General features: G+C 37.0%; 25 protein-coding genes, 1 riboswitch and 1 other annotated feature (1 of these 27 only partly in view). Of the genes, 1 reads left to right on the forward strand and 24 read right to left on the reverse strand.

All coding sequences use genetic code 11. The annotated features are described in order from the left end of the window. Positions 1 to 6: 6 nt before the first annotated feature. The 19 genes from metK to fusA all read right to left on the reverse strand — a co-directional run bounded on the left by metK (position 7) and on the right by fusA (position 19000). Positions 7 to 1194 carry a methionine adenosyltransferase gene (metK, locus tag ACTQ46_RS04350; RefSeq protein WP_441747702.1) on the reverse strand — a complete coding sequence of 396 codons (1188 nt, stop codon included), beginning with the start codon at positions 1192 to 1194 and terminating at the stop codon, positions 7 to 9. 48 nt (positions 1195 to 1242) lie between these two features. Further along, positions 1243 to 1338, reverse strand: a riboswitch (SAM riboswitch). 57 nt (positions 1339 to 1395) lie between these two features. Next, complete coding sequence (gene ispF, locus ACTQ46_RS04355; RefSeq protein ID WP_441747703.1) at positions 1396 to 1875, reverse strand: 2-C-methyl-D-erythritol 2,4-cyclodiphosphate synthase; 480 nt, start codon at positions 1873 to 1875, stop codon at positions 1396 to 1398. Continuing rightward, a complete protein-coding gene (gene ispD / locus ACTQ46_RS04360; protein WP_441747704.1) occupies positions 1872 to 2564 on the reverse strand; it encodes a 2-C-methyl-D-erythritol 4-phosphate cytidylyltransferase in 693 nt (230 codons plus the stop codon). Before ispD ends, ispF begins: the two co-directional genes overlap by 4 nt. Positions 2565 to 2792: 228 nt before the next feature. Next, entirely contained in the window at positions 2793 to 3890 is a 1098-nt protein-coding gene (locus ACTQ46_RS04365; protein ID WP_441747705.1) for a PIN/TRAM domain-containing protein, read from the reverse strand. A gap of 76 nt (positions 3891 to 3966) precedes the next feature. Further along, positions 3967 to 4467: a CarD family transcriptional regulator gene (locus tag ACTQ46_RS04370; protein WP_441747706.1), complete on the reverse strand. Its 501-nt coding sequence runs from the start codon at positions 4465 to 4467 to the stop codon at positions 3967 to 3969. Between the two features lie 653 nt (positions 4468 to 5120). Next, entirely contained in the window at positions 5121 to 5558 is a 438-nt protein-coding gene (locus ACTQ46_RS04375) for a cell wall-binding repeat-containing protein (protein ID WP_441747805.1), read from the reverse strand. A 9-nt stretch (positions 5559 to 5567) separates the two neighbouring features. Continuing rightward, positions 5568 to 6920: a DNA repair protein RadA gene (gene radA, locus ACTQ46_RS04380; protein ID WP_441747707.1), complete on the reverse strand. Its 1353-nt coding sequence runs from the start codon at positions 6918 to 6920 to the stop codon at positions 5568 to 5570. 117 nt (positions 6921 to 7037) lie between these two features. Further along, entirely contained in the window at positions 7038 to 7811 is a 774-nt protein-coding gene (locus ACTQ46_RS04385) for a hypothetical protein (protein WP_441747708.1), read from the reverse strand. A gap of 4 nt (positions 7812 to 7815) precedes the next feature. Further along, positions 7816 to 8475 carry an ATP-binding cassette domain-containing protein gene (locus tag ACTQ46_RS04390; RefSeq protein ID WP_441747709.1) on the reverse strand — a complete coding sequence of 220 codons (660 nt, stop codon included), beginning with the start codon at positions 8473 to 8475 and terminating at the stop codon, positions 7816 to 7818. A 12-nt stretch (positions 8476 to 8487) separates the two neighbouring features. Continuing rightward, a complete protein-coding gene (locus ACTQ46_RS04395; protein WP_441747710.1) occupies positions 8488 to 9261 on the reverse strand; it encodes a hypothetical protein in 774 nt (257 codons plus the stop codon). Positions 9262 to 9283: 22 nt separating this feature from the next. Beyond that, a complete protein-coding gene (locus ACTQ46_RS04400) occupies positions 9284 to 9913 on the reverse strand; it encodes a hypothetical protein (RefSeq protein WP_441747711.1) in 630 nt (209 codons plus the stop codon). Positions 9914 to 9934: 21 nt separating this feature from the next. After that, positions 9935 to 10762, reverse strand: coding sequence for a hypothetical protein (locus tag ACTQ46_RS04405; protein ID WP_441747712.1), 828 nt, complete (start codon positions 10760 to 10762; stop codon positions 9935 to 9937). A gap of 59 nt (positions 10763 to 10821) precedes the next feature. Beyond that, positions 10822 to 11379: a hypothetical protein gene (locus tag ACTQ46_RS04410; RefSeq protein ID WP_441747713.1), complete on the reverse strand. Its 558-nt coding sequence runs from the start codon at positions 11377 to 11379 to the stop codon at positions 10822 to 10824. A gap of 6 nt (positions 11380 to 11385) precedes the next feature. Further along, the gene (locus ACTQ46_RS04415; RefSeq protein ID WP_441747714.1) at positions 11386 to 11823 is read right to left on the reverse strand and encodes a hypothetical protein; all 438 of its coding nucleotides are present in this window, start codon (positions 11821 to 11823) and stop codon (positions 11386 to 11388) included. Positions 11824 to 12085: 262 nt separating this feature from the next. Beyond that, positions 12086 to 14491: an ATP-dependent Clp protease ATP-binding subunit gene (locus ACTQ46_RS04420; RefSeq protein WP_441747806.1), complete on the reverse strand. Its 2406-nt coding sequence runs from the start codon at positions 14489 to 14491 to the stop codon at positions 12086 to 12088. 31 nt (positions 14492 to 14522) lie between these two features. Next, positions 14523 to 15551, reverse strand: coding sequence for an ATP--guanido phosphotransferase (locus ACTQ46_RS04425; protein ID WP_441747715.1), 1029 nt, complete (start codon positions 15549 to 15551; stop codon positions 14523 to 14525). Further along, the gene (locus ACTQ46_RS04430) at positions 15541 to 16134 is read right to left on the reverse strand and encodes a hypothetical protein (RefSeq protein WP_441747716.1); all 594 of its coding nucleotides are present in this window, start codon (positions 16132 to 16134) and stop codon (positions 15541 to 15543) included. Before ACTQ46_RS04430 ends, ACTQ46_RS04425 begins: the two co-directional genes overlap by 11 nt. Before the next feature lie 10 nt (positions 16135 to 16144). After that, positions 16145 to 16606, reverse strand: coding sequence for a CtsR family transcriptional regulator (locus tag ACTQ46_RS04435; protein ID WP_441747717.1), 462 nt, complete (start codon positions 16604 to 16606; stop codon positions 16145 to 16147). A gap of 336 nt (positions 16607 to 16942) precedes the next feature. Then, positions 16943 to 19000, reverse strand: coding sequence for an elongation factor G (fusA, locus tag ACTQ46_RS04440; RefSeq protein ID WP_441747718.1), 2058 nt, complete (start codon positions 18998 to 19000; stop codon positions 16943 to 16945). A 296-nt stretch (positions 19001 to 19296) separates the two neighbouring features. On the opposite strand from fusA, the gene ACTQ46_RS04445 reads away from it, so the two are divergent. Then, on the forward strand, positions 19297 to 19767 hold the full coding sequence (locus tag ACTQ46_RS04445) for a hypothetical protein (RefSeq protein WP_441747719.1): 471 nt from the start codon (positions 19297 to 19299) through the stop codon (positions 19765 to 19767). An 84-nt stretch (positions 19768 to 19851) separates the two neighbouring features. Here ACTQ46_RS04445 and ACTQ46_RS04450 read toward each other — a convergent pair whose 3' ends face one another. The 5 genes from ACTQ46_RS04450 to ileS are packed head-to-tail and all read right to left on the reverse strand — an operon-like array spanning position 19852 to position 25075. Then, on the reverse strand, positions 19852 to 20250 hold the full coding sequence (locus tag ACTQ46_RS04450) for a hypothetical protein (protein ID WP_441747720.1): 399 nt from the start codon (positions 20248 to 20250) through the stop codon (positions 19852 to 19854). After that, the gene (locus tag ACTQ46_RS04455; protein ID WP_441747721.1) at positions 20250 to 20990 is read right to left on the reverse strand and encodes an NAD-dependent protein deacylase; all 741 of its coding nucleotides are present in this window, start codon (positions 20988 to 20990) and stop codon (positions 20250 to 20252) included. Before ACTQ46_RS04455 ends, ACTQ46_RS04450 begins: the two co-directional genes overlap by 1 nt. 50 nt (positions 20991 to 21040) lie before the next feature. Next, positions 21041 to 21505, reverse strand: a complete 465-nt coding sequence (locus ACTQ46_RS04460; protein WP_441747722.1) for an 8-oxo-dGTP diphosphatase — start codon at positions 21503 to 21505, stop codon at positions 21041 to 21043. Positions 21506 to 21558: 53 nt separating this feature from the next. Beyond that, the gene (locus ACTQ46_RS04465; RefSeq protein WP_441747723.1) at positions 21559 to 22017 is read right to left on the reverse strand and encodes a hypothetical protein; all 459 of its coding nucleotides are present in this window, start codon (positions 22015 to 22017) and stop codon (positions 21559 to 21561) included. Further along, a complete protein-coding gene (ileS, locus tag ACTQ46_RS04470; RefSeq protein WP_441747724.1) occupies positions 21980 to 25075 on the reverse strand; it encodes an isoleucine--tRNA ligase in 3096 nt (1031 codons plus the stop codon). Before ileS ends, ACTQ46_RS04465 begins: the two co-directional genes overlap by 38 nt. A 51-nt stretch (positions 25076 to 25126) precedes the next feature. Next, positions 25127 to 25179 (reverse strand) — a binding site (T-box leader); it runs 152 nt beyond the window's last position.

The following is a 25179-nucleotide window of genomic DNA, read 5'->3' on the forward strand; positions in this document are numbered from 1 at the left end:
CACAATTTATATCTCTTCTGCTGCTTTTCTTAATTCCTCAACTTTAGAAAGTTTCTCCCAAGGCAGATCTATATCGTCTCTTCCAAAATGACCGTATGCTGCTGTTTGGCGATAAATCGGTCTTCTTAAATCCAGCTGATCGATGATTGCTGCAGGTCTTAAGTCAAAATGCTCTTCTATTATTTTCTCTAGTTTTTCATCTTCCATAATCCCTGTGTTTGAACTGTTTGCGTAGATAGATACAGGTTTCGCTACTCCGATAGCATAGGAAATGCCTACTTCGATTTTTTCGCAAAGTCCGGCGGCTACCATGTTTTTCGCAATAAAGCGTGCCATATAGGCTCCTGAACGGTCTACCTTTGTTGGATCTTTTCCTGAGAAAGCTCCTCCTCCATGATGTCCGAAACCGCCGTAAGTATCTACGATGATTTTTCTTCCAGTAAGACCCGCATCCCCCATAGGTCCGCCTACGATAAAGCGGCCTGTTGGATTGATATAGATTTTTGTGTTTTCATCGATCATAGATTCGTCAATCACTGTTTTTATTACATATTCCATTATATCTTTTCTCAACTCTTCTGTTGAGATTTGAGGATCATGCTGAGTAGAAAGGACAATAGCATCTATTCTTTGCGGTATCCCATCAATATATTCTACTGTGACCTGGCTTTTTCCGTCTGGTCGAAGATATTTTAAAGTGCTGTTTTTACGAACTTCAGCTAGTTTTCTAGTTAATTTATGGGACAGTATCAAAGGAAGGGGCATGTATTCCTTTGTTTCCTTGCAGCCAAAACCAAACACCATACCTTGATCTCCTGCACCGATTGCATTATATCTTTCTTCTTTTCCCTGCTTTTCTTCATAAGAGCTGTCTACTCCTAGGGCGATATCCGGAGACTGTCCATTAATAGAAGTGATCACTCCGCAGGTTTCTGCATCAAAACCGTATTTTCCTCTATCGTATCCAATTTCTTTTACTGTATTTCTAGCAATAGCAGAAATATCTACATAGGTAGATGTTGTAATTTCTCCCATAACCATAATTAAGCCGGTTGTTGTAGCTGTTTCGCAAGCTACACGAGCGGCAGGATCTTTTTCTAATATGGCATCCAAGATAGCATCTGAAATCTGATCGCAGATTTTATCCGGATGTCCTTCTGTTACTGATTCAGAAGTAAATAGTATTCTACTCATAATTCCCTCCAAAAAAATAACCCTGCCTGAATTAGCAAGGTTCTTCATTCCTTATTTTTCAGTATATTCTGCAGGATGTAGCACCTAACTGAATAGGTTGCCGGATTTCACAGGGCCTGTTCCCTCCATCACTCTTAATAAGATCTATTCATTTGTTATACAACATCTTTAATTTTATCATAATATGAAATGAATCGTCAATTATTCATCCCATTGTTTCAGAAGCACTGTAGCGTAAGCTGTTATTCCTTCTCCACGGCCTTCATAACCTAGTTTCTCTGTAGTTGTCGCCTTTATAGACACATTAATAACATTTGTTTTTAAGCATTTCGCCAAGGTCATCTTCATCTCTTCAATAAAGGGAGCAAGCTTTGGTTTTTGGCATGCTATAGTACAGTCGATATTCCCGATTCGATAACCATTGTCCATCATAAGCTGGGTTACTCTTTCTAAGAGCAGCTTTGAATCGATATCCTTATACTGCATATCCGTATCGGGAAAAATCTTTCCAATATCTCCAAGAGCAAGAGCTCCAAGCATTGCATCCATAATAGCATGGATACACACATCCGCATCAGAATGGCCTAATAAACCTTTTTCATAAGGGATCTCTACACCGCCGAGTATAAGTTTCCTTCCTTCTGCCAGCTGGTGAACATCTACGCCAAAACCTATTCTCATTTCTTCTCCTCCATATCAAGAATTTTTTCCCCTACAAACAAATCTTCCTTTGTAGTGATTTTAATATTCGTGTAATCCCCTAAAACAATCTTTACTTTCTTACCCAGTTTTTCCACTAAAGAAGAGTCATCCGTCACTTTAATATTTTCCTCTTTATTGATCTCATAGGCTTCCTTGATTATATTTTTCCGAAAAACCTGAGGCGTTTGTACTTGATAAAGAAATTCTCTGTTTGGCGTATAGTCTACCATACCATTATGATCCGAACACTTTATCGTATCTTTTACCGGTACTGCTACAATCACAGCTTCGTGTTTTTCGATTTCCTCTAAACATTTTTCAATAGTCTCTCTTCGAATGAATGGTCTTGCCCCGTCATGGCACACTACAATATCACAGTCCTCTTCCAAGACCTTCAGTCCATTATATGTAGACTCTTCCCTGCTGGAACCTCCGATAACTAATTTTACAGGCTTCTTCAAAGCTAGAGTTATTTCTTCCATCGCTTCCTTATCCTGTTCTCGAATAACAAGGAGTATATTTTGTATTTTTTCTATTTTATCAAAAACTTCTAAAGTTCTTTCAATCACTGTCTTACTGCCGATCTTGAGAAAAAGTTTTCCTTTTTCATGACCCATCCTGCTTCCCGATCCGGCGGCTGTGATTAATACAGTTGTATTGTTGCCCATATTATCACCTCTATCCTATTTTAACATAATCGTATCAAAATATCTTTGGGGAGGGAAAGAAAGGCGGGTTTGCTGATGCAGCCCAGGCAGGATCCCTGACGGGACCAAGGCTCTAGGCGGCACACCTGCGGTGACCAGGAAAAGATAGGAAAATACAGGAAAAGAAAGGGAGTAGGTTATAGGTAGTAGGGGTGGTAGAAAATATAAAAGCTTAAAAAAACAGCCTTCCTAATTTGGAAGACCGTCTTTCATTTTTACGAATATCATTTTACCGGCAGCTGTTTGAATGACAGAGGTTACTTCTGTACTTACCTGCTGTCCGATATATCTTTTTCCGCCTTCTACAACGATCATCGTACCGTCATCAAGATAACCCAGCCCCTGATTGGATTGATTTCCGTCTTTAATAATGCGTACACTCATTTCTTCGCCAGGAATAACCACTGGTTTTACTGCATTCGCCAATTCGTTTATGTTTAATACTTCTATATTTTGAACCGCCGCCACTTTGTTGAGATTATAATCATTTGTAACGACTTTTGCTCCAAGCTCTTTTGCCATCCGCAGGATTTTTGAATCTACTTCTTCAGTATCCGGATATCTTTCTGTGGTCACTTCTACACGGCTGCCATAGGTATCTTGGATTTGATTCAGTACATCTAATCCTCTGCGGCCCTTTTGTCTTCTTAGATTGTTCTCAGAATCTGCAATATGCTGAAGTTCTTCCAATACAAATATTGGAATCATAATATGGCCTTCCATAAATCCAGCATGGAAAATATCTATTATCCTGCCGTCTATAATAACGGATGTATCCAGTATTTTTAAACTCTGCTTCTCTTTTTTCTGATTCTTTTCTTTTGTGTTGATTTTTAATTTTGAAAATGCAGTAGACCATTCTTCTTTATCTCTTGTAGCAATCCTAAGCCCTAAATATCCCAACGCTAAATACATTACAATAGAAATCAGCGGAATTAAAAGATTTCCAATATATGGAATTGAAATACGGTACAAGGGCTGCGAGATCAAAAATGCTAATACAAAGCCTACAATTAAACCAACAGTTCCATGGATAATATCCATTAAGGCAAATTCCTGCAGGGCTTCAATCGCTTTTCCTGTTACAGCTTTTAAGAATTTAAATAATGGCTTAAATAATAAATAAAATATAATTGCAAATAATAAAACGCCTATCACGTAGACAATAATCTGTGTAACCATCGGTCTTTGAGTCAATTTAAAAACTTCACTCAAAGAATTAGCTACCACAAATCCGACAATGGCTCCTAAAAAAGACATAATAAAACGCGCAATTTTTTCTGACATTTTTACACCTCCTTACATAAGGATTTTACATAAAAAATATGTTTATATTGTGTTGCGAATATAAACATATTTTTTATTACTTTTCTTCTATTTTTAATTCTTCATCCAAAAGAGTCGTAATCTGCAATTCTATTTCCTTCGCTTCTCGATCTTCTACTAGAGCAAGTTCTGATATCAGCATTTTTTTCGCTGCATTTAAGATTTTCTTTTCCGCCATAGATAGACCCTTTACCGAATCCAAAAGATACAAACTGCGATAAACCTCTGTAATTTCTATAATATCGCCTGTACGAAGTTTTTCTAAATTATCTTTATATCTTTGATTCCAATTTTCATCTTCTTCTTCAACCGATTTTTCCAGAACCCTGTGAACTTCTTCTGCCTTTTCTTTGTCCATAACATTCCGAATTCCAAGATCTTTGATTTTATGGACAGGCACAGAAATTTTCATTTGGCCCATTGGCATCTTTAAAATATAATAATCACTTATATCGCCAAGAATTTCTTTTTGAGTTATCTCTACGATGACACCAGCGCCATGCATAGGATAGACAATTTTATCACCAATATTAAACAAATTTCTCACCCACCTCATAGATAATTATAAACTATATTTTAAAAATAGTAAAGTGAAAATATTTAATTATATCATAGTACATAGAGATGTCAATAGTAAAATACCAATTTTACATATTTTTTTATTTTGAATATCTCCCCTATAAAAAAGACCGAAACATCCGCCTTTAAAAAATTATATCTTCCCTCTCATTTTAAAACCACTTACCTATATTCTATATTTTAAATCACCTGCCCTTTATAGCCTGGCTGCTTTCAAAATTCATCATTGATAAATACCATACAGCAATATATAAAAAAGAATATAATCCCGCCTTAACGAGTATCTTGTTCTTGATTATTTTATTGTGTATTTATTCGCACCATCTATTCTGTAATTTTTATTTTCACATCTGCTAAAAAATTTTGAACCACGGAACTTATCGCATTGGTTTCTCCTCTTATAATCGTTTCTGTGGCTTCCAGACATTTTATTTTCTACAATACTCTTTCTAGAAGCTTATCTTTTACCCTTAATATGATAGGCGCTCCTTTTACACCCAAACAGTTAGGAGCAAGAGTGCATCTACCGTCACTTTTTTTCACAACAAAAACAGCTGCAGAGTTTTTCACTCCACAGCTGTCTTTGCTGTCTCAGCCCAATTGGTATCGGGTTTATTTGCCTGTTAGTTCTTTTACTACTGCGTCTGGGATTCTTCCTGTTCCGCCGACTACAGTAAGTTTTTCGAATTTAGCATTTTTGATATATTCTGCTACACTTGGACGGGCTTTCGTTGTTGGTGTAAGAAGAACAGGAGCATTATTTCTCGCTGCTGTAGGTCCTATCACTAAGGCATCGGCATAGACTTCGCCAGATGCGATATATCCAAGGCCGCTGTTCGCAAATTTTGTTTTTGCTATCGCTACAGATGTTTCATATCTTGTGGTTCCTTCGATTCGTTCAGAAACTTTCGGTAACTGTGTTTCAACGGCTTTTGCGATTGCATTTGTGCCGCCGACGATGATTGTATCGTTGATACCTAAGTTTGTAATCGCTTGTTTGTAGAAAAAATTTTCTTGTATTCTATTAGATATAAAAAGAGGTCCTTGCAGGCCTCTCTCTTAGAATACTTTTCCCATAACCTCTTTTAATGTTGCACATCGTATCACTTCAACATATTCCGTCTCTATTTCTTTGTCAAAGGGATAAGTGTATATTTTTTTATAACCTAAACGATCCAACTCTCGGATTCTCGATTCGATTTGAGGAACTTTTTTGAGTTCTCCTGTCAGTCCTACTTCAGAAACAAATACGGTATCGTTTGAAATGCCTTTATTATAGTAAGCAGAGACGATGCTCATTATAATCGCCAAGTTTACGGACTGCTCTGATAAACGAAGCCCCCCTGTGGTTTTAAGAATAACATTTTTGTCGTAAAGCTTAATTCCGCCCCGTTCTTCTAAGATCGAAATCAAAGTATTCAGCTGATCTTTTCTAAGACTATCTCCTATTCTTGTAGGATAAGGCATAAAAGAAGTTGAGATGAGGGACTCTACTTCTACTGCCATCATCCGGGAGCCTTCTTTAATCATGGCGAGGGCACTGCCGGGCACCGGCTCTTTTCGATCTGTCAAAAAGAATGCCGACGGGTCTTTTATTTCTTTTAACCCTTCCTCTATCATTTCAAAAAGCCCGATCTCGCCAGTTCTTCCGAAACGGTTTTTTGTAGAAAGAATGGTGCGCAGCGGATCGTCTGATTCCCCTTCTAAATATAGAACAGTATCCACTAAATGCTCCAAAGTTCGCAGTCCTGCCATTTCGTCCGCCTTTGTCATATGGCCGATCATCATCACAGCACGAGGCCGTCTGCTGTCTTTTGCGATTTCCACCATTTTGTTTGCACATTCGATAGTCTGAACAGGCGATCCAGGTCGTGAACTGTGTTCCTGAAGGGTGAAAGTCTGGATACTATCGAGCAAGATCAAGTCCGGATCGATCTCTTCTATATGAAGAAGGGCCTCGTCCATAGAAGTTGTAGATACGATCCAAATATTATCCGGGATATCTTTCATAATCCGTTTCGCTCTGGATTTAATTTGAGAACCGGATTCTTCCCCAGAAAGATAGAGGATTTTCAACCCTTTTTTTCCGAGCACATAAGAAAGTTCTAGAAACAAGGTCGATTTTCCAGCCCCTGGCCTTGCGGTAAGTATGGTTACAGAATCTCTGACAAGACCTCCGCCGAGTACTCGGTCCAGTTCGCTGATTCCTGTCTGTATGCGATGTTTGTCGTCTACTACGATTTCCTTTAAGGAAAAAGCCTGTGATTTCTTGCTTCTTTTTTGAGGACTTGTAGTTGTGTCAGCCGCCTCTTCTAAAGATCCCCAAGTGCCGCAGCTTGAACATTTCCCAGTCCAAGAAACTGTTTCGTATCCGCATTCGCTGCATTTATATAAAGTTTTTTTCTTAGCCATTTTAATCACCTCAAGGATCATTGTAGCACAATGACTTCTTTAACCTCATTTTTAATGAACACAAAAAAAGAAAGATCAGAATAAACTCTTTTCCATTTATTTTTGATCTCTCTAATTTTATTTAATAAAATTATATCTTTTTACTTTCTTTTTTACATAGAGTATAAATAGGACCATAATGGCGATCGCAATGACTGCATTCCTAAAATAAATCATTTTATTAGCCGGATAGAAATAGAAGAGATCCATTTTTTCATAGAATATTCCATTCATAATTTGAAAACTGTCTATAGTGTAAAGGATAAGGAATAGAATAAGAGGTGTAATATAGCCTTGAAAAAGAATACTAAGCCCCTTAAAAAAAACCAAACTTATTCCTATTGTGATAAACAGAAAAAGGATAAAAACAATAAAGTATTCTGTAAATGAAATCTCAGAGGTCAGTTTAAAAAAACTATAGTAAATACTCTCTTCCAAAAACCAATTTATTTTCTCCGAAAATAATATATTTCCAACAAAATACAATACCGCTGCAATTACTGCAGTTTGTCCTATAGAAAAAAGTAGTATTCTTAATAATTCTATTTTCCAATACTTTGTACGGCTTCCTATCTTAAGAACTCTAATTTCTCTCTCTTGGTACTTACTGATAAAAATATATTGTACAAAAAGAACCAGTATAATACCTGCACAAAAGTAAAAAGGCTGCATAAACTGAGCAAGAGCATCCGCTAGAGAAACTTCTGCATTAATGCCGGGATATGTGCTGGATGTTCTTAGGAGTGAATAAAAAACATAGAAAACAAGAAGAAATTCCAGCAGAATAACGGCCCTTTTTGTTTGTATAATGGATTCTTTTAATCCTGTTGCCGTTGGTTTCAAACATTTCATAGCTCTACTCGCTTTTAATCTTTATAGATTCTTTTTTCTGGACGATCTCCCCAGCTTTTATCTCTATAATTTCATCGGACAGATATTCTAATTCTTCTTTTTCATGAGAAGCTATAATAATAAGCTTTCCTTTTTCTTTCTCTTCCAAAAGCATCTCTATGACAATTTTCTCGCTTCTTTCATCTAAACCATTCAAGGGTTCGTCTAATAAGATAATTTCCGGATCCTCCATAAGCGCCATTGCAATACCAAGCTTTTGACGCATTCCCAAAGAATATTTTTTAACTTTCTTATTATCTTCCGGATCTAGCAAAAGATCATTCATTATTTTTTTACAATCTGCTTCATGGATAACATTTCTTATAGAAGCTATCATTTTTAAATTATCCAGCCCCGAAAACTCCCCTAGTAAACCTGGATTTTCTATTAAAACTCCAACACTCTCTGGAAAAGAAATATCTTTATGCAGTATTTTTTCATCTATCCTAACGGTTCCTTGTGTCGGTATTACAAGTCCAGCAAGGATTCGAAGAAGCATAGTTTTACCGCTTCCATTTTTACCCCTAAGAACATAAGTTTTTCCGCTAGTGAAACGGGCATTTATATCTGTTAAAATGCTTTTTTTATCTAATTCAAGATTTATATTTTCTAATAAAATCTCCATATTTTCTCCTTATCATAGTATATTTCGTTTTGTTATCTTTTTGTAGCCAAATAATATAAACAATATCCCCATAACGAGCAACATACTATAACGGGACCCTATTGTTAATAGCTCAGGGGAAGAAAATGCCCTTAAATACATCAGATTATTAACGATAAACAAGGGACTATTGATTAAAAGACCTAAAAAGGTATAACACAGCATAATCATATAAGAAAATGCTGTCGAAAAATACAATCCCATAAACTTCGCCATTAGTTGATAAATAGATAAAGAGACGGGCCCCATAAGTAAAGTAATAATTCCGGGAAAAGAATAAAGATAACGAATATCGATTCCTGTTATATCCATATGCAGATCTATCGTAACTTTATAACTCACAACACCAAAGAATATACTAAAAAATATAATAGTCGTCAGATGAATCAATAGTGCTCTAGCTGTCATTACAAAACTACTCTTCCATTCGACAGACCACCATCTTTTCCGAGATTGTAAACGAGTGAAAATCTGTTCTCCTCTTTTTTCTAAATGGTCCTGAACAACTTTAACAGATTGATAAGCGCAGTATAGCTGAAACACAAGCCAATAGATAGGTATCTCTCTGAAAAAAGAAGTGTATTGTCTCTCAAACTCTGGACACCCTCTCCAAAAATAAAGAAAATAGTCTATGGATGTCGGCTCGATTTTTGCATCTTGGCAGATCGCATAAAAAGGAATTAGACCTGCCACTGTGATTATACTAATAAGAACTATCTCTATATACGTCATGTGTTCTGATTTCATAAGCTGTTTCCTTTATCGCTAATTATTGGGTTTTATCCTCGATGGGTTTTAAATGAATCACTCTATTTATATTCATACTTTCAGTATTATCTGGAGAAAAGGAAACACTGGAAAATAAATCATTCTTGAACTTTTTAAAATCATCTCTTTGTATCAAATAAGCGATTTCCAGCGGTGCTTCTTCTTTTGCTGATAGATTGTTAATCAACATATTTGGATTTTGAAGTCCTCTGCCTTTTACAAACGTGTTTAATCCTATAAAATTCGGGTCTTTATTTTCTTTCATTGTATACAAATCCCCTAATGCTATCGTTCTAATAGAAGAGCTGTTGTTTACAAAAGAAAAATGCAGTATTAAAAAACCATATTTGTCTTTTAATACACCATCATCCTTTGCTATTACTTCATCCGTTAAATACTCGTTCAGTTCTTCTTTACTAATATCAAAACCATTTAATTCTCTTTCAAGTGTTACAGATTCCAATACCGCCTCAACGTCTTCGTTCTGAATTTTTTCACCTATTGTATATATCGTTGAATCCTCATTCTTAAGCTCCGGTTCTTTCTGATTTATCCCTCTTTGATTCATGATTATATAGATTGCTAATACAACAACTACACCTATTAATATATACCTATATTTATTTTTCATAAGCAAACCTCTCACTATCATTTATAAAGTACCTTTCCGAATCCACAACGGTATTGCCGATCCTGCAAACAAGAGAAAAAATATTCCAAGACTTATCCCTGGATGAAAATGCCCAAGAGGCGGCGAAAAATATTCTGAGGGCATAAGGGAATGAAACCCTGTCATTTGAAAAATCAAATCTGCTGCTTTCCATATAAAAAAAGGAAATAAAACAACAAAATATTTTTTCGGCATAATACTATACGATATCATTCCCATTACAGCTAAATATCCGCCTAAAATTCCCCATTGAAATGAATTAAAGATCAGAAACAGCAGCGGCCTTTCAAAGAACAATCTTTGACCGAAGAATACAAGGGGAAGCTGTACTTCAGTCATTGCCGATTCCGGTGTCGGGGTGATAAAAGATGTTACGGTTGACTGAAGTACAATATTAAGAAGTACTGGAACAAAAATTACTAGAAACGCTCCAAGAAAAGTGATGAAATACTTCCCTTTAATATAATCGCTTTTAGAAACTCTTGTACAAACAGCATTTTTAAATCCTGTTTCTTCGTCTTCCAACAAACTCGCGGAATGAGGTAGACTCGCTAGGATCGGAAGCAGAAGCAGGAACAAATAACGTGTTTTTGAATTAAGTTCCCCGCCTATCCAGCCTAGATAAATGGAAAGGGGCGACTCCATAACGATCGCTTCTCCTCTTTCCAACACTTCAGGATAACCATCGTCAATAAAAAGCCCATAATCCACAAACTGTGCTATGCAAATAATCAGTGATATCCCAAAAGCAATCCAGAACCCTTTTCCACGAACCATCCTATTCCATTCTAATTTAATAATTTTTTTCATACACAACTCCTCACTCATTAGAAGAAAAGACCCTAACAAGATAAGCTAGGATCTCTTTTTTATGGAAAATATCGAATTCTAGAATATGTGGGATAGTAAGATACTGTCAAATAATGGGGTCCTTTTTCAAATTCTTCCTTAAGAGAATCTGGAATATAATGATCCCAGTACTCCCCAGCAACATACAAATCTTTCTTTTCACCCGGCTGAATAATTCGAGAAGATAATAGTTCAAGATCCTTTTGATCAGGTTTCTTTTCAAAAACCATTCCCCGGATAATAGAGTTTATGCTGCCTTTCCATGATACTCGAAAATAATAGAGATCAGGACTTTCAGAAGTTCTCCCTCGATTCTCCACCTCAAAATTCATCATGATACCACGATATTTATGACCACTTTTCCCATCGTCTCCAGAAATCGCCAAAACTTCTTCATTCGACAATAAAGTCATCTCTTTTCCCTTAATCCAAATATTTTTCGTATTATCTAAGTGAAACCACTCGCCGCTATCAAAAACTGCTTCCTTCGCTGGAGGAACTTCTATCTGTCTTTTTACCCCTAGGCTGATTAGAATAACAAAAGACAACAAGGCTATTCCAACTATTATCTTTTTCATTATTCGTTAAATCCCAGGAATTCTATCGTAATTATCTGGGCTAAAATAACCCCATACTTTCCATCTTACTCCGCCAGGACCTTTTTCTAAACGAGGTAATGCTCTCGTGCCTAATTCAACATAATTTGAAAATATATTCGCTTGCCCTTCATTCAACCGATAATGATGCCTTTTACTTTTCATTATCCCATCCCTTGTTCCATTATCTTGACGTATATCCACTAAGTAAAAACGATTTCCAGAGTTCTTAACATAACACCCTGAACGATCTCTCTTCGTCAAAGCCCAAGTAGAGGGGAATTTCACTGTCCTCTGCGCCTCATCGGAGTTAAATGTGAATTCAAAATACCGATCTGTATGATTGTTTGCAAGGGATACTTGATTCCATTGAGTAATTAAACCCATAGCGATAACTATTACAATAACTTTCAAAATCTTTTTCATTCCTAGGCTCCTTTCTATACGATTTTACTTTTGGTTACTCTAATCCTTTTTTGACTCTATTCTCGTATTATTATACTACCAAAAAAAAAAAAGATAAACTTTCTTTTCGCTCTCGCTCTTTTATATTGAAACATTTTAGATAGTATTATTTAAGTTTTTATTTTCATAATCATTTAATTTCCTATGTATATTCTTTTTATTATTTAAAAAAAGAGCTGTCTTGATCTAAGTTCAAGACAGCTCTTTTTATATTTAATTATTTTTATTCTTCAGAAGCTTCCTTTTCCTCAGCAACTTCTTCTACCGTAGTCTTTTTAAACTTCACTTTGTCTCTTGAAACAGATATTGCAATACTGTCTTCCTTCGAAATATCTCCGCTTAGAATCGCTTCTGCCATTGCGTTTTCGATAGATGTACGGATCACTCTTTCTAAAGGTCTTGCGCCATACTCTTTGCTGAATCCTGTCTTAGAAATGAAATTCAACAACTTGTTGTCGTATTCTGCTGTGATATCTACCTTTTCAAGTCTTTCGATCATTTCATCCAATAATAAAGCTGCAATTTTCTTCACATCTTTTTCGTTTAAGTTTTGGAAGATAATGATATCGTCGACTCTGTTTAAGAATTCAGGACGGAAGGTGTTTTTCAGTTCATCCAAGATGATTTCTTTATTTCTTTCATATTCTTCCTTTTCCACATCTTTGCTGGTATTAAATCCTAAGGATTTTGTTTTTTCTAAAGAGGTAGCTCCCACATTCGATGTCATGATAACTACTGTATTTTTAAAATCTACAGTTTTCCCTTGAGAGTCGGTAAGTCTTCCGTCATCGAGGATTTGAAGCATCATATTAAACACATCGGGATGGGCTTTTTCGATCTCATCGAACAGCACTACAGAGTAGGGTTTTCTTCGAACCGCTTCTGTCAGCTGTCCGCCTTCGTCATATCCTACATATCCTGGAGGTGATCCGATCAATTTAGACACAGAATGTTTTTCCATATATTCACTCATGTCAATTCGGATCATACTCTCCTCATCTCCGAAAAGCTCTTCTGCCAAGGATTTCGCAAGATATGTTTTACCTACTCCAGTCGGTCCGACGAAGATAAAGGATCCGATAGGCTTTCCTTCTTCTTTTAAGCCGACACGGGCTCTTTGAATCGCATGGGTAATTTCTTCTACTGCCGGATCTTGTCCGATGACTTTTTCTTTCAGATGTTCTCCAAGGTGAAGATACTTTTCGCTTTCTTCTTCTGTAAGTTTTGTCACAGGAACATTCGACCAGTCGGATACGATTTCTGCGATTTCTTCTTCTCCAACAATCATATTTTTCGTCTTTTTCTCTTTATCCCATTCTTCTTGAATGCCGGATAATTCGTCTTTTATCTTCTTGATTTCATCACGAATGACTGCTGCTTTTTCGAAATCCTGAGTCGCTACTGCCTGCTCTTTTTCCTCTACCTTTTTCTCAAGTGCGTCTTCCAGTTCTTTAATGTTTGGTGGTGAAATATAGAACTTCATTCTAACTCTTGAAGCTGCTTCATCGATCAAGTCGATCGCTTTGTCTGGAAGAAAACGGTCTGGAAGGTAGCGGTGGGAAAGTTCTGCTGCAGCTGTTATCGCTTCGTCCATAATCATTACTTTGTGATGGACTTCATATTTGTCCCGAATCCCTTTTATGATTTTAATGGTATCTTCTACTGTAGGTTCTTCCACCATAATCGGCTGAAGGCGTCGTTCCATAGCTGCATCTTTTTCGATATTCTTACGGTATTCATCAATAGTAGTAGCACCGATCATTTGAATTTCGCCTTTCGCAAGAACCGGCTTTAAAATATTCGATGCATCCATCGCCCCTTCTGCTCCGCCGGCACCTACTATAGTGTGGAATTCATCGATAAATAGAACAACATTTTCTTGTTCGATCAGTTCTGTAATTGTATTTTTTAATCTTTCTTCGAAATCTCCTCTGTACTTTGTCCCAGCGAGCATTCCGGCAAGGTCTAAACTTACAAGTTCTTTATCCGCTATAATTTCCGGAACTTCCCCTTCTACAATTCTTTGGGCAAGTCCTTCTGCAATTGCTGTCTTTCCAACACCCGGTTCTCCGATAAGAACAGGGTTGTTCTTTCTTCTTCGTAGAAGGACTTGAATAATTCTTTCGATCTCGTCGTTTCTTCCGATAACAGGATCGATTTTTCCTTCTCTTGCAAGATCATTTAAATTTCTTGAATATTTTTCTATAGTAGAATCTTCTTGTTTCATAGCACCCTTCTTATTTCCTTTATTTGTTGGCGAGGACAGCTGGTCTGCAATTTTCTTTTTATTGACCCCTGTCGTTTTCAGCATATAGGCAGAGAAAGATTCGTCATCCCGAAGCAAAGCTAACAATACATGGACACTTCCCACATACTGATCTCCTCTTTTCGCCGCTTCCTCCCGGCTGATTTCTAAAAGCCTTTTTACTCTAGGAGTAAAACCTGTGGGAGGTGTTTCGCTTTTTCCATAGCCGATACTGCTGATAATAATGGCCTTAAGATTTTCATAATCCGCCCCTGCATTTAAAAGAGCCTGTGTTTCTGCATTATTCATTTTGAAAAAGGCAAGGAGAATATGCTCCGTTCCGATATAATCATGTTTCATCTTTAAACTTTCTCTAGCAGCCATTTTCAATAAATTATCTATAGTTCCGCTGTTATTATTCAAAAATTTCCTCCTTCTTGATAAAATCGCGGATCCAATCCGCTCTTATCACGTCTTCTTCTTTATAGCTTTTTAAATCGTATTTATAGTTGAGTACAGTATATTTCTGCACTTTTTTCATCATTTCATTCATCTGTTTAAAGCCAAGACCTTGGTACAGCCCTAAGTCTATTCCCATTCTTAAGTTGGATAGACATTCGAAAGCTTCCTCTTCCCCGATTTGTCTTGCATATTTTAAAACACCAAGGGAACGAAAGACTTTGTCTTTTATTTTTACTGGATGTTTTTCTAAAGTTCTCGCACGCACATTTCTTTCGTTCATTACGATTCGATGGGCAATATTTTCTATTTTTTCTACCAGCATCTGTTCGCTGATTCCCAAGGTCTGCTGGTTTGAGATTTGGTAGAGGTCTCCGGAAGCCTTGCTTCCTTCTCCGTAGAATCCTCTTACAGTAATACCCAATTTGTTTAAAGAATCCTGCAGTCCTTCCATATAATCAGCTTCCCTTAAAGCGGGAAGATGCACCATAATGGAAGCCCTCAAGCCTGTCCCTGCATTTGTCGGACAGGTTGTAAGGTATCCGTATTTATCATCGAAAGCAAAGTTGATCTTCTTCTCCAGCTGTTCTTCGATTTCCCTAGCCCGATTCAGATTTTCTCTTAAGGTAAAATCGTCGTTTAGTACCTGCAGGCGAAGATGATCTTCTTCGTTGATCAGAAGATTTACTTTCCGGTCTTTATGAAGAAAGTAAGCGGAGATCTCCTTGTTTTTATTGAGTTCTGGGCTAACAAGATGGTCTTCCATAAGCATCCGTCTTCCGACACTGTTAACTTCGCTCATGCGCTGAAAATCAAACTCCTTATCCGGATCTACCGACTCCATAGCATTTTGAAAAATTTCTATAATTTCCTTGGACTCTTCATCTTGAAGGAGATGGGGAAATCGGTGGTCTTTTATATTTCTCGCAAGTCGCACCCTTGTACTAATCACGATATCTTCGTAGTCTTTTATATCATCTTTCATCGATCTGATCACTCGCCTTAATTAATTCACTTTTTAGATCTTTCAACTCGTCTCTTAAAGAGGCAGCTTCTTCGTATTTCTCTTCGTAAACCATTTCTCTTAACTGATCCTCTTTGTCTCGAATTTCTTTTCGGATCGTACGAAGCCCTTCATATATTTCCGGCACCTTGCCTTTGTGTTCGTTCGTTCCCTGGGTCTGAAGGAGTATCTGATCGATAGAATTTCTAAATTCCTCATAGCAGTGATCGCAGCCGAACTTTCCGTTTTGCAAAATCCAGCTGAAGCTTGTGCCGCAATGGCTGCAGTTTTTCGAAGTTTTGTTCTCTTCAAGATCTTCCGAATGCATTTCTAAAACTGCTTTCTCCGTTTCTTCCGGTACAAGCATAGAACTGACTAATTCCGACAATATCTGCTGAAAAAATTTGTATTCTTCATCCCCTGAACTATTTTCTATCATCGGCTGATCAAATTCTTCTATATAATTTTGATAACAAGATTCGCATAGGGCGATTTTGGCGGAGCCTTCATCGCTTAAAACGTTAATTTCTATTACGGCATCTTGATCGCATTTGTCACATTTCATGGATTTCCTCCTATCTAAGCAGCACCAATAAAATACTGCGTAAAATATCAGCACGAACTTCGTTTCTTTTACTATTGTCTACATTGGTAAGGGCAGTATCCTCTAATCCATGCATAATCAGCTGTCCTTCTCTTTGTGTTAAAACATCTTCTTCCACTAAGGTGTTGATCAGATGATAGCATTTGTTTTTTGTAATCGTTGGTCCTACTGCCTCATTGATAAGCTCTCTGATATTCGGCTGCTCTTTAAAAGAAAGCTTCATTATTCTAATATACCCACTTCCGCCTCTTCTACTTTCTATATGATATCCTTCATAGGGAGTAAAACGGGTCGTCAATACATAATTTATTTGGGAAGGAGCACAATTAAAATGATTTGCCAAGTCATTTCTTCCAATTTCAAGCACTCCGTCTTCTGTTTCCAATAGAAGTTTCTTTAAAAACTCCTCTATACTATTTGTCAATCCTGCCATTTCCACACCTCTAACTTTGACTATCTTTGACTATACATTTCGTAAAAATGTCTCTATCTAGAGACATTTTTATTATACCATTATTGTAGGTATTATACAATATTTAATTGAGATTTAGAAAAGAGTGGAGAGTCGGAAGCAGGGGAACGTCTAACGACGCCTTTTATACGTAGAAAATGCTCCGCATTTTCCTCCATCCCTATTACCTATTCCCTATAACCTATTTCCTCTCTTTTCCTCTCTTTTCCTCTCTCTTCCCTAGCCACCAAAGGTGTGCTGCCTAGTGCCTAGGTGCCAAAGGCATCCTGCCTGGGTTGCGAAGCAATCCCGCCTTTATTAATCTTCTTTACTCGCTTCGATAATCTTTTCAGCAACATTATGAGGGGCTTCTTCATAGCGTTCGAATTCCATAAAGAAATTTCCTCTTGCTTGAGTCATAGAACGAAGATCGATAGAATATTCAAACAGTTCTGCATGAGGAGCTTCTGCCACAATAGTCTGTGAACCGTCTTCTTGAGGTTCCATTCCTAAGATACGTCCCCGTCTCTTATTCATATCCCCCATTACATCTCCCATATATTCTTCCGGAACATTGATTTCAACTTTCATAATCGGTTCAAGAAGGATAGGCTGAGCTTCTTCGATTCCTTTTCTAAAGGCAAGCTGAGCCGCTAGTTTAAAGGCCATCTCGTTAGAGTCTACTGCATGGTAGGATCCGTCATAAAGTGTAGCTTTTACTCCTACTACAGGATAGCCTGCCAATGGTCCTTTCTGCATAGATTCCTGAAGTCCTTTTTCAACAGCAGGGAAATAGTTCTTTGGAACAGATCCGCCGAATACTTCTTCGTCAAATACAAAGTCTTCCTCTGTAGGCTCAAAACGAATGTGAACATCTCCATACTGTCCTGCACCGCCGGATTGTTTCTTATGTTTTCCTTGTACATCTGATTTTCCGCGAATTGTCTCCCTATAAGCGATCTTGAAAGGAACAACCTTCGTTTCAACGCCATAAGAATCCAACAGTTTGTTTCGAATAATATGAAGCTGTACATTTCCTTGTCCGCCGATAACCAGCTGTTTTGTTTCCGGGTCTCTTTTAGAAACGAAAGAAGGATCTTCTTCTTGAAGTTTTGCAAGAGCTGAAGATATTTTGTCTTCATCGCCTTTCGATACAGGTTCTACCGCTATAAAAAGATTTGGTCTTGGATACTTCAGTTTTTTAAATAGTGTAGGATCGTTTTTCGTAGCTAATGTATCTCCCGTTGCTGTGGTAGAGAATTTCGAAATCGCTCCGATATCTCCTGCAACAATTTCAGAAGCTTCAATCTGCTCGTTTCCTCTTAAAAAGAACAAACCGCCGATTTTTTCAGTTTTATCTTGAGTTACATTGTAAATATCAGCATCCCTCGTAATTTTTCCTGAGATAACTTTAAAGACCGATATTTTCCCTACAAATGGATCTATTATTGTTTTAAATACAACTGCAGCCATAGGTGCATCTACGTTGACTTCTCTCATTTTATCGTCTTCATGACGGAAACCGTAACGAGCTCTGTCGTCGTCTGGAGTCGGCATATATTTTGTTATAATATCCAGTAGAAGATCTACTCCAACACCTGAATCCGCTGAACCTGCTAATAGAGGTACTACTGCTCCTTCTATAAGAGCTGTAACGATACCTACCATCAATTCTTCATGGGTAAAAGTTTCTCCGGAGAAGTATTTATCCATCAGTTCTTCTCCAGCTTCAGCTACCACTTCTGCGATATCGTTATAAGCAGCATCGACTTCGTCTAATTGATCTTCTGGAATTTCGATTTCTGTACGAACCATATTCTCGTAAGTATATGCTTTTTTATTTAAAACATCGATGATACCTTTAAATTCTTCTCCCTCAAATATAGGAAGGGTAAAAGGTACTAAACGATTTGAGAATTTATTTTTTAAATCATGAACAATTTTTTCGTAATCCGCATTTTCTTTATCGATTTTGTTTACGAAGATAATTCGTGGAAGCTGGATTTTGTCTGTATATTTTAGGACTTTTTCCGTTCCTACTTCGACTCCGTTTACACCGTCTACTACGATAAGTGCAGCCTCTGCAGCTCTAAGAGCGGCGAAAACTTCTCCTTGAAAATCAAAATATCCAGGAGTATCGATAAAGTTGATCTTTGTATCTTCCCATTCTATCGGAATAATTGTTGTTCCGATGGAAGATTTTCTTTTCTTTTCCTCTGCTTGAAAATCCGATACTGTGTTGCCTTCTTCTGTTCTTCCAATTCTGTTCGTTACACCAGTTTTATAAAGAATAGCTTCTGTTAAGTCTGTTTTACCGCTTCCGCTATGTCCAACTAGTGCAATGTTTCTTATCCTGTCTGTAGGATACGCCTTCATAAATATACCTCCTATGGATTCGCCGATGAAAACATTTGCCTTTGCGAAATATCTCCAGCTGCAAATCTAGCTTTATTTTGATAGTTTAAATTATATCATCAAACTTCACTATTCTCAATCCGATGGTAATGTGAAACTACCTGTTTTAAATTTATACCCTTTTCCCTTCATTCTATTAAACTTTGTTGTATTTTAATTAGTATAGTTAAAATAAATTTTGTTCTATATTGACTTTGGAACAATCAAGAGTATACAATAAACATAAATACTATAAACAAATCATGAAGGAGATTTCCATGAAAAAATTAACTTGCTTACTTGCATTATTATTGATCTTCACAGCTGCAGCTTGCGGTAAACCGGCCGATAAAGATAGGGTTTCTGAGAATAAGGTTTCCACAGAATTCGCTTCTACAGATAAAAATAAAGTTCTCTATGACAAAGACGATATTAAAGTTACATTCCTAGAAATGGCGGAAGATGAGTACAGCTATACTGTTAAGCTTTCTTATGATAATAAGACAGATAAAAAATACGATATACAAACAAGAAATGTAAAAATAAACGGAAAAGATACAAACAGTATTGGCTTTTCCGACGAAATCGCTCCTAGTACTGTTACAGAGGGAGACGGTATCGGCATCTATAAAGCCGAACTGCAAAAAGAAACTATAGAAAAACCAGAAAGCTTAAAGGGAGATTTTGTAGTAATCTACAACAACACAGAAGAAGCCCGTAAATTTCCTTTTACAATCAATTTTAAATAGACCTCCGAAAAGAATTAACGATCCTTTCTTTTCTAACCATACAAAGACCTAAAAACATCGCCTTATTTTTAAAAGGCGATGTTTTTAGGTCTTCTTAATAAAATTATGTTTGCAATAAGGACAGGTGATTTTAATTTTTCCTTTTCCTTTTGGCACTTTCAATTCTTTTCTGCAGCTGGGACAGTGAAAATATTTATAATGCTGCATTCCTTGAGCACGTATCTTCGACTTTTGAAAAAATTCTCTAAGAGGTTTTGTAATATCCCTGTATTTTCTTCTTTCGATAATCCGCTGAGTTTTATTCTTTGAAAGGGGACGATAAAACCCGAAATAAAAGAATATTAAAATCAGCACAAAATTTACATAAGGATTTTTAAAATAAATATTAGCTATCGAAATAAGGACGCCTATAATAATCATCGTCCTTGATAATTCATCGAATCCATAACGGTCTTTCATAAATTGATAAATCCTTTGGTTCATTATTGCTCCTTTCCTTCTGCAATACTCTCAAGCACTTCCCCTATATCCCCGTAAAATACATAGTCGGCGATTGCATCCTTTGCAGTGGGTTCTTTATTGATAAGAATCATTTTGTTCCCATTATAATAGTCTAGAAATCCTGCAGCAGGATAAACTACAAGGGAAGTCCCTCCTACAATCAGCACATCAGCCTCTTGAATTAATTCTATGGATTTTTCGATCACGTCCTGCTTTAGACCCTCTCCGTATAGTACAATATCTGCTCGAATAATGCTTTCACATTTATCACAGAGAGGCGGATTTTCTTTCTTTAAAAAATCTTCTAAAGTATATTTCTTCCCGCAGGATACGCAATAATATTCTCTCAAATTTCCATGGAGTTCAAAGACCTTCCTAGACCCTGCGAGCTGATGAAGGCTGTCGATATTTTGTGTAATAATACCTTTTAATCTGCCTTCCTTTTCCCATGATGCTAGAATTTTATGGGCTTTGTTTGGACTGATATCTTCATAGATCAGATTCTTCTTAATATATTCAGCAAATTCCTTCGGCTTTTCCTCAAAAAATTCATGGCTTAGCATATACTCTGGGGAATAATCGCTATCGTGCTTTTGATTATAAAGGCCTGCTGCTGACCTGAAGTCGGGAATCCCAGAGGCTGTTGATACCCCCGCGCCACCGAAAAAGACGATATTATCTGATTCTTTTATCATTTTCTTGACTTGATCATATAATTCCATTTTTATCTCCTTCTTCTAAGTATAAGATAAGATTATATAGAAAATGTGAATTAATAGAAAGAATTTTTATACTGATATTCTCCCTCTTTAAAGTACAAAAGAACTTCTTTCATTTTTCCATCGTAAATATCAATACACAGATCCATAGATTTCGATAGATTATCCGCTTTTATAAACTCCTCCCGCTTCATCCAGTAAAGCTTCCCTTCTCGATTCTCTTCCTCCAGCACACCGCTGTACTTATTGGTATAATAGAGAATTCCTACGCTTCTCCGTTTTTGATTTCCTTCTTCTATCCACTGGATGACACCTTTAATAAAAGGATTTTCAATATTCAAATTCGTCTCTTCTTTAATCTCCCGAATCACAGAATCAAAAAAACTTTCTCCTTCTTCCACATGCCCTCCTGGAAATGTCAGCCCTTCCCAACCTTCTTTGGCAATTTTATCTAGTACTACCACTTCATCCGTCTTCGTATTATGAATCATACACATATTCATTAATTCTATTTCCATAGTCTCTCCTTAAATACAAGAAAAGACAAGAGCCTGCACTCCTGTCCTTTTCATTATTTTCTATTTTTCTTTCTTTTTCGTTTTTTTAGTATTTTGTTATACTCATCCACGTGCATATATACCGTTAAGGTATCCTCAATATAGAAATAAGAAGCCGCTAAAAGTCCTGCAGCAATTCCGTTGATCCCGTTTGTTTTCGGCAATAAAAGATAGGCCGCCAACGCTGCAAAAGGAATCACACGAATCAGTATGGTCAGGTTTCTTGTCCTCCCCATTTTTTCAACTACATAATATTTCTTATGCAGAAAGATTCTTAGATAGGCGACGATTACAAAAGCACCTATCAAAAGCCAAGGTGTAAACGAGGGAATTACACTTGTATTCGAATAATGGAGAGAAAAGAATATTAAAAACACCGTGAGACATTCAAGTCCCAACAATACTTTCCTTTGCTGTTCTACTTTTTCAATGGTATTATTCTTTTTCAATTTCAATCTTTGTACTTTCTCCATTTAATTCTATAAAATCTCCAGGGAGATCCTCTGCTTCTTCTACAGATACTGCAAGAACTTCCTCTTTTATCTTATCCATATAAAGATCGACTCCGCTCTTTAATGCTTCTGTCGGAATATACTTCACGCGGATATGATCTAATACTTCGAAGTCTTTTGTTTTTCTCATCTGCTGAACTTTAGAAATAAACTCTCTTGCAAATCCTTCTTTTAGAAGATCCTCGTTTAGCGTAGTGTCTAAAATAACAAAGACGCCGTTTTCATTTTCCACATCGAACCCTTCTTTTGCAGAAACACGGATTTCAACATAGTTCTCTTCAATCTTTGTTTCTTCCCCTTCTAGTTCGATCGTAAGCCCTTCTTTAATTTTCTCGATAAACTCTTTTTCAGACACAGAACCAAGATAGTTTTGGAATGCTTTGATTTTTTTACCTAGAATACGTCCTGCTTCTTTGAAATTCGGCTTTAATTCATAATCCATATACTCTGATAAATCTTTTCCAAACTCGACATTTTTAACATTAAGTTCTTCTTGGATTAATGAAACAGAACCTTCGATTTTGTCTTTGTATTTGTCATCGACAATGATATTTTGAAGAGGCTGACGGACTTTGATATTTGCCTTTTCCCGAGATGCTCTTCCTAAGGTTACTAAGGTTCTCACAAGTTCCATCTGCTCTTCCAAATCTTCGTTGATTAAAGACAGGTCAGCTTCCGGAATAAAATCTAAGTGAACAGACTTTTTATCTGTAAGATTTTTATAGATTTCCTCTGCTATAAATGGAGTAAATGGTGCGATTAATTTAGATATTCCCAGAAGAATTTCATAGGTTGTATTGTATACCGACTGTTTATCTTCATCCACATTCTTTTTCCAGAAACGTCTTCTGTTTCGACGGATATACCAGTTTGAAAGATCTTCTACAACAAAATCGGAAATCTCTCGAACAACTTTTGTCACTTCAAAAATTTCCATGTTTTCAGCATAAGATTTTAACAAGCTGTTGTATTTCGAAAGGATCCAGCGGTCAATTTCCGGTCTCTTGTCATACTCCACGAAAAATTCTCTTGGATCGATATTATCCGTTTCGCTATACATCTGGAAGAAGTTGTAAGTGTTTCTAAAGGAACGGAAGAATTTGCTTTGTACTTCCTGAAGTCCATCCACGTCAAACTTTGTAGGAATCCATGGAGGAGATACCATTAAAGAATAGAATCTTACAACATCGGCTCCATACTCGTCGAATAATTGAATCGGATCGAGAGTATTTCCTCTTGATTTACTCATTTTCTTTCCGTTTTTATCTAAGATCAGATCGTTGACCAATACATTTTTATAAGGCGCTTTGCCTGTAATCATCGTAGAGATCGCAAGAAGCGAATAGAACCAGCCTCTTGTCTGGTCGATTCCTTCGTTGATAAAGTCTGCAGGGAAGACTTTGTCGAAATCCTCTTTATGATCAAATGGATAGTGGTACTGAGCAAAAGGCATTGCCCCGGAGTCAAACCATACGTCGATTACATCCGGTTCTCTTGTCATACGTCCGCCGCAGTCGGGACAAGTTAAATGAACGTCATCTACATAAGGGCGGTGTAATTCTATATCCTCTGATATTTCTTCTATGGCTCTTTCTTTTAATTCTTGTCTTGAACCTACAGATGTCAAATGATTGCAGTCTTCGCATTTCCAAACATTCAAAGGTGTTCCCCAATATCTGGATCTTGAGATCGCCCAGTCTTTCAAATTTTCTAGCCAGTTTCCGAATCGTCCTTCTCCTATATGCTCTGGATACCAGTTTACTCCCTTGTTGTTTTCGATAAGCTGGTCTTTCACCTTCGTTACTTCGATATACCAAGAAGGTTTAGAATAATAGATCAGCGGTGTATGGCATCTCCAGCAGTGAGGATAATTATGCTCTACTTTTTGTTTCGTAAATAAAAGATCGTTGGCTTTAAGATATTTTATAATATCCAAATCCGCATCCATAACAAACATTCCCTTCCATGGAGTGTCTGTAAATTTACCTTCTTCGTCTACAGGATTAATCAACGGAAGATCATATCTTCTTCCTGTCTGATAATCGTCTTCCCCAAAGGCTGGAGCTGTGTGGACAATCCCTGTACCATCCTCTGTTGTGACATAATCTGCACAGGTTATAAAGAAAGCTTTTTTATCTGGAGTAATTCCCGGAATCAGCTGATCGTACTCCATATACTCCATATCTTTTCCCTTAAGCTCTTTTAAAATTGTATACTCTTCTCCGAAAAGCTTTGGTGCAAGATTTTTTGCAGCATAGAATTTATTGCCTTTAGCTTCTACTAAAACATAATCCACATCAGGATGTACTGTTAAAGCAACGTTTGAAGGCAATGTCCATGGTGTTGTAGTCCATGCTAGGAAATGCTCGTCTGTTCCGGTTCTATGGAAGGCAACAGTAGCCGTATCTGTTTTAATCATTTCATAGCCTTGTGCTACTTCATGAGATGCAAGACCTGTTCCGCATCGAGGACAATAAGGGAGAATTTTTGCTCCTTCGTAGATCAAACCTTTCTTGAAAAGCTGATCCATAATCCACCATACAGATTCGATATAATTATTATCAAGGGTAATATACGGATGATCCATGTCAATATTGTAAGCCATGCGCTCTGACATTTCTCTCCATAGCTTCTCATAGCTGAATACAGACTCTTTACATTTTTGGTTGAATTTTTCTACGCCGTAATCTTCGATTTCTTTTTTACTCTCAAGACCCAGTTCTTTTTCCACGCCAATTTCTACTGGCAGCCCATGTGTATCCCATCCGGCTTTTTTCTGAACTCGATAGCCCTGCATCGTTTTATAACGGCACTGCATATCTTTTAATGTTCTAGAAATTACATGATGGATACCCGGTTTTCCGTTCGCAGTGGGAGGACCATCGTAAAACACATAGTTTTTATCTTCCGGTCTTTGATTTAGAGTTTCTTTTAATAGATCTATTTCTTCCCAATATTTCGATATTTCCTGTTCCCGATTCTTAACGGGTTCTTTGGATAGTTCTTTAAATGACGCCATATAATTATCTTCTCCTTCTCTTTATAAAGCAAAAAAAGTCCCTAGACATAGTCTAGGGACGAAAATTCCGCGGTACCACCCTGGTTGTGAATTGCTCACCACTT

It is taken from the genome of Gallicola sp. Sow4_E12 (assembly GCF_052116305.1).
GTDB lineage: Bacteria > Bacillota > Clostridia > Tissierellales > Peptoniphilaceae > JBQKLI01.